The organism is Thermoflexus sp. (assembly GCF_042408365.1).
Taxonomy (GTDB): Bacteria; Chloroflexota; Anaerolineae; order Thermoflexales; family Thermoflexaceae; genus Thermoflexus.
The window spans coordinates 1-4,572 of sequence record NZ_JBHOQJ010000103.1 but is presented as its reverse complement, the minus strand read 5'-3'; the positions used below and the strand labels follow the sequence as shown (position 1 = coordinate 4,572).

3 protein-coding genes are annotated in these 4,572 nt (G+C 65.5%); 1 reads left to right on the top strand and 2 read right to left on the bottom strand.

The window, feature by feature from the left end; genetic code table 11:
* Nucleotides 1–54: 54 nt before the first annotated feature.
* Nucleotides 55–1,146, top strand: a complete 1,092-nt coding sequence (locus tag ACFMO5_RS04450) for a shikimate dehydrogenase (protein ID WP_376791552.1) — start codon at nt 55–57, stop codon at nt 1,144–1,146.
* Nucleotides 1,147–1,192: 46 nt separating this feature from the next.
* Here the strand turns inward: ACFMO5_RS04450 and ACFMO5_RS04445 are convergent, their stop codons facing one another.
* The gene (locus ACFMO5_RS04445) at nt 1,193–3,319 is read right to left on the bottom strand and encodes a penicillin-binding transpeptidase domain-containing protein (RefSeq protein WP_376791551.1); all 2,127 of its coding nucleotides are present in this window, start codon (nt 3,317–3,319) and stop codon (nt 1,193–1,195) included.
* Between the two features lie 42 nt (nt 3,320–3,361).
* Nucleotides 3,362–4,165: a tyrosine-type recombinase/integrase gene (locus tag ACFMO5_RS04440; protein WP_376791550.1), complete on the bottom strand. Its 804-nt coding sequence runs from the start codon at nt 4,163–4,165 to the stop codon at nt 3,362–3,364.
* Between the last annotated feature and the right edge of the window lie 407 nt (nt 4,166–4,572).

Sequence of the window (4,572 nt, the reverse complement as noted above, 5' to 3'; positions counted from 1 at the left end):
CCGAAGGCGCCCGGCTCGCCCCCTAATAACAGGTCCGTTGGGACAAAAAGGGAAATGAACAGCTTCGCCTTCATCATCCACCCCATCGATCCAAAGCGGGATGTCCAGCGCCGATTCCCTCTGCTCGGTCGCTTGCTCCCCGAGCCGGCCATTCACTTCTTCTCTGCCTATTTCCCTCCCGTTTACCTCTCGCGGGTGCGGGGCATCCGTTCCCGGGCAACAGGCGAAGAGGTGGAAGGCTGGCTGGTGGCTTGTCCGCTCACCCCTCAGCGCATGCTCTCGCTGCCTCTGGAACGGGTCTATCGAAAAATCATTGAGACCGGCCGGCTGGCGGAGCGCTTGGGGGCCCGCATCCTCGGCCTGGGCGCCTTCACGGCGGTCGTGGGGGATGCGGGGATTACGGTGGCCAAGCATCTTCGTATCCCGGTGACCACCGGGAACAGCTATACGGTGGCCGTCGCCTTGCAGGCCCTATGGGAGGCGGCCGGGCGGGTGGGGATCCCGCTCGCTGAGGCCACCGCGGCCGTCGTGGGGGCCGCCGGAGCCATTGGCCGCGTGGCCGCCCGCTTGCTGGCCCGGGAGGTTTCGCGCGTGATCCTGGCCGGACGCCGCCCGGAGCGCCTGGAGAGCATTCGTCCCTTGGTAGAGGCCGAGGGCGCGGAAGCTGATATCGCGGAGAGCCTGGAAGCGTTGCGCGAGGCTGATCTGATCCTAGCGGTGAGCAGCTCCCCGGTCGCCATCATCGGGCCGGAGCATTTGAAGCCCGGCGCCGTCGTCTGCGATGTGGCCCAGCCCCGCAACGTCTCGCCGGCCGTAGCCGCTCAACGAGAAGATGTGCTGGTGATCGACGGCGGCCTCGTGGAGGTCCCTGGTGAGGCGGATTTCGGGTTCGACTTCGGGCTCCCCCCGCGCATGGCCTATGCGTGCATGGCCGAGACCATCGCCCTAGCCATGGAGGGCCGTTACGAGCCCTACAGCCTGGGGCGTCGCCTTTCCATCGAACGGGTGGAGGAGATCGCCCGCTTGGCGGAGAAGCACGGCTTCCGGCTGGCTGGTTTCCTTTCGTTCGGCCAGCCGCTGACGGATGAGCAGATCCAGCGGGTTCGAGAACGGGTCCGCGGCCGATCTCAATGGGCGCTGGCTTAGGCTTGCCACATCTGGAGGGGATGGGCGTCCAGGATCCACCCCAGCCTCAGCGATCCTCTTGCGCTGGGGGAGCGGGTAGGGGGGTCCGCGGGAGGCCGTAATAAGCCTCCAGGATCTGGCGGGCGAGGGGTGCGGCGACGGCCGAGCCCTGCCCGCCGTGCTCCACGACCACCACCACCACCAGTTCCGGACGATCGGCCGGCGCGTAGCATGCAAACCACGCGTGAGGCAGCTGCCCATGGGCCGTCTCCGCGGTCCCGGTCTTCCCCGCAACTTGGAAGGGCATCCCTCGGAAAACCCACGTGGCTGTCCCCCGAGGATGGGTGGTGACCCCGACTAGACCCTGCCGGATCGCGGAGAGGGCCTCCTCCGAAACTGGGAGCCGTCCCTGCGCTTCCGGCTCAAAAATTTCCTCCGGTTGTCCTGGGGCCCGGTTGATCCGGGCCACTAAGCGGGGCCGATAGAGGATCCCGCCGTTGGCCACCGCCGCCATCATCCGGGCGATTTGCAATGGGGTCACAAGGAGGTCGCTCTGGCCGATGGCCATATTCACCGCGTCCCCGGCCGACCAGGGGCGGCCGCCCTGCTGAGCACGCCATGCGGCATCCGGCACGAGCCCGGCTTCCTCCGGGATCCCTCGGATCCCCGTCGGTGTTCCCAACCCGAAGGCCCGCGCCATCTGAGGGACGAGGTCTGGATCCTGCTGGTGGAGTGCGAATCCAATCTGATAGAACGCCACGTTGCAGGAAACTGTTAGAGCGGTCGGAAGATCCACCAAGCCGTGCCCGGTTCGGAGCCAGCACCATTTGCGGTAGCCAGGGCCCAGGCCGTCCCAATATCCGGGATCTTGGAAAACGCTGCGAGGGGTGAACCCGTGGGTGAGGGCTGCTGCCATCATCACGATTTTGAAGATCGAGCCTGGGGGATACAGACCCTGGGTGGCTCGGTTCAGGAAGGCGCCGGGGGGCGGAGGCGGGCTGTTCGGCCGGAGGAGCGCGTTGGGATCGAATCCCGGGTTGCTGACGATGGCCAGGAGATCCCCATTCCGCGGATCCATCACCACCACCGCCCCGGTGCGATCCCCGAAGATCTCCTCCACTTGGGCCTGAAAGTTCCGGCTCAGTGTGGTGGTGATCGAGCGGCCGGGGATGAAGGGCCGTTCTGCGATCAGCCGGGGGGTGCCCTCGGGCTGGGCCGGCTGAATGAACAGGCGGCCGCCGTGGGTTCCGGCGAGATAAGGTTCCCCCCATGCTTCCAGACCCATCCGCCCGACCCATTCATCGCCTCGGTAGCCGCGGCGTCGCCATGCGTCCAACTCCTCCGCAGGGATCTTCCCTACGATCCCCACGGTCTGGGGCGCCACACCGGCGTAAATCCGCCCGCTTTGCACGCGCAACTTGACCCCCGGCGTTGCTTCCAGATCCGCGGCGAAGGGCGCGACGTAATCCGCTGGCAGCGCCAGGATGGGCATATACCAATCGGGACGTCCGAAGGCGTAACGGGATCGAATCGCTTCCGGCGGAAGCCCGGTCACCTGGGCGAGCCGCTGGAGCAGGAGCCCCTCGTCCGTGATCTGCCCGGGCACGATGCCGATCTCCACCCAGTCTCCCTGGGCAGCCAGGCTCTGACCATCCCGGTCGTAAAGGTTCGCCCGCTCGGGGATCACGTATTCCACCCGGAATCGCTCCCCCTCGCCCAGGGCTGGCCAGAGCAGCGCATCTCGCCAGACCACTCGCCATCCCTCCGGGAGCAAGCGGAGCTCCAACGTTCCTTCTGCCTCTAACTCTCCGAACAGCGCGGTCTTCCAGCGGATCCGATAGCGAGCCTGGGCGACTTCTCCCTCCTGGATCACGGCCAGCGGCTGGATCTCTACAGCCTGAACGCTCACCGCGTTTAGGGTTGCACGCCAGAGGGTGCGAAGATCCTCTAGGGATAGGGCGGCTCGCGAGGCCGGCGTCAGCCATGGCCACAGCGCCTCTGGATCCTCCCGCCGAATGGCTTCCAGGGCCGCCGTGATCGCCTCCATCGGCGAGGGCGGAGGCGTTGGCGTCGGCGGCATCGGCGTTGGGGTGGGAGCGGGGCGCAGAAAGCTCTGACACGCCCCTAGCCAACCTCCCAGGACCGCCGGGAGCCACCGCAGGAGGAAATCCCGTCGGGTCCATCGTTTCGTCATAGCTTCAGCCTCCCGAGATCGCACCACAGGTCGGCCGCGTGGTTATCCGTCGGAATCGGCGATGGAGAGGGGAAGCCCCACCGGCTGTCGCAGCCGTTCGGGGGAGACCGATAGGGGAAGGCCAGCTCGCAGCGCCAGGATTTTGATCACCCGCCAGAGGCCCTGGCGGGTCAGAGGATCCCCTCGATGGTTCACGAGCAACGCCTGAACCTTTCGGTCACGGATTAGGGCAGGCCAGGCGGTCTCCAGATAGCGCTGGAGCGAGCGCGCAATGGTTTCCGGGAGCTCCAACCAGCGAGAACTGTTGCGCGTGAGGATCCGCAGGCGCCTGTGGGTCAGATCCACGTCGTCCACCGTGAGGGCGACCGCTTGCCCAGCGCGCAGCCTTAGGCGAGCGATGAGATCCACGATCAGGCGATCCCGCAGTCCCAGGGGGGTCTCTGGGAGCGCCTCAGCGATCGCCAGCAATTTCTGCCGCTGATCCGGGGGAAGGGGGAGAAGGACCCGCCGCCGTGGGGGATGCCAGGGAAGGGGGAGGGCAGGGTTTTCCTGGATCACCCCCTCGGTTTCCAGAAAACGAAAAAATGCCCGCAGGACGGCGACCTTTTGATTCCACGTGCTAGGGGCCCATCCGCGTTGGACCATGGCGCCGTGGAGGAAGGATTCCAGCAGGGAGGGATGGGCTGCCTCCCACCGGGTAACCCCTTGGCCTTTCAGAAAGCGGGCAAGCCGATGAAGGGTGTGCCGATACACTTTCAATGTGGCAGGCGAAGTCGCCTCCGCTGCCACACAGGCGTCTAGGAAGCGGGCGATCCAGAACTCCAGCGTCTCCCGCGGATGTTTCATCGCGCCTTCTCTCGAGAGCTCCACAAGTCTTCCAAGGTCCCGGAGGCTGTCAGGAGGCGGCCCCAAGGTCGTACCGTGGAGCACCCTCCGGGGTTATCCTTCGGTTTTCGCAAGGAGTTTGCCCCCTGGATACCCTTGCTCCAGGCGAAGAGGTCTTTGCTTCAATTGTATCCGATGAGGGATTGAAATGGATAGCCTATGAGCTTGGGCGGAGGGCTTTTCAATGTTCTAACCATTGGCAAAATACTGCTTGCAATTTGGGGTTTTCGGGGGCTGGGCCGGAGGCCGAAGGCGCCCGGCTCCCGCTTCCCACACGAGATCCCCCATATGAGCGGATCGCAGAGATAGCGGCCAGCACAACCTCGAGGAGAGAAACCCGAATGTTATAATTGCAACGGATCGCAACG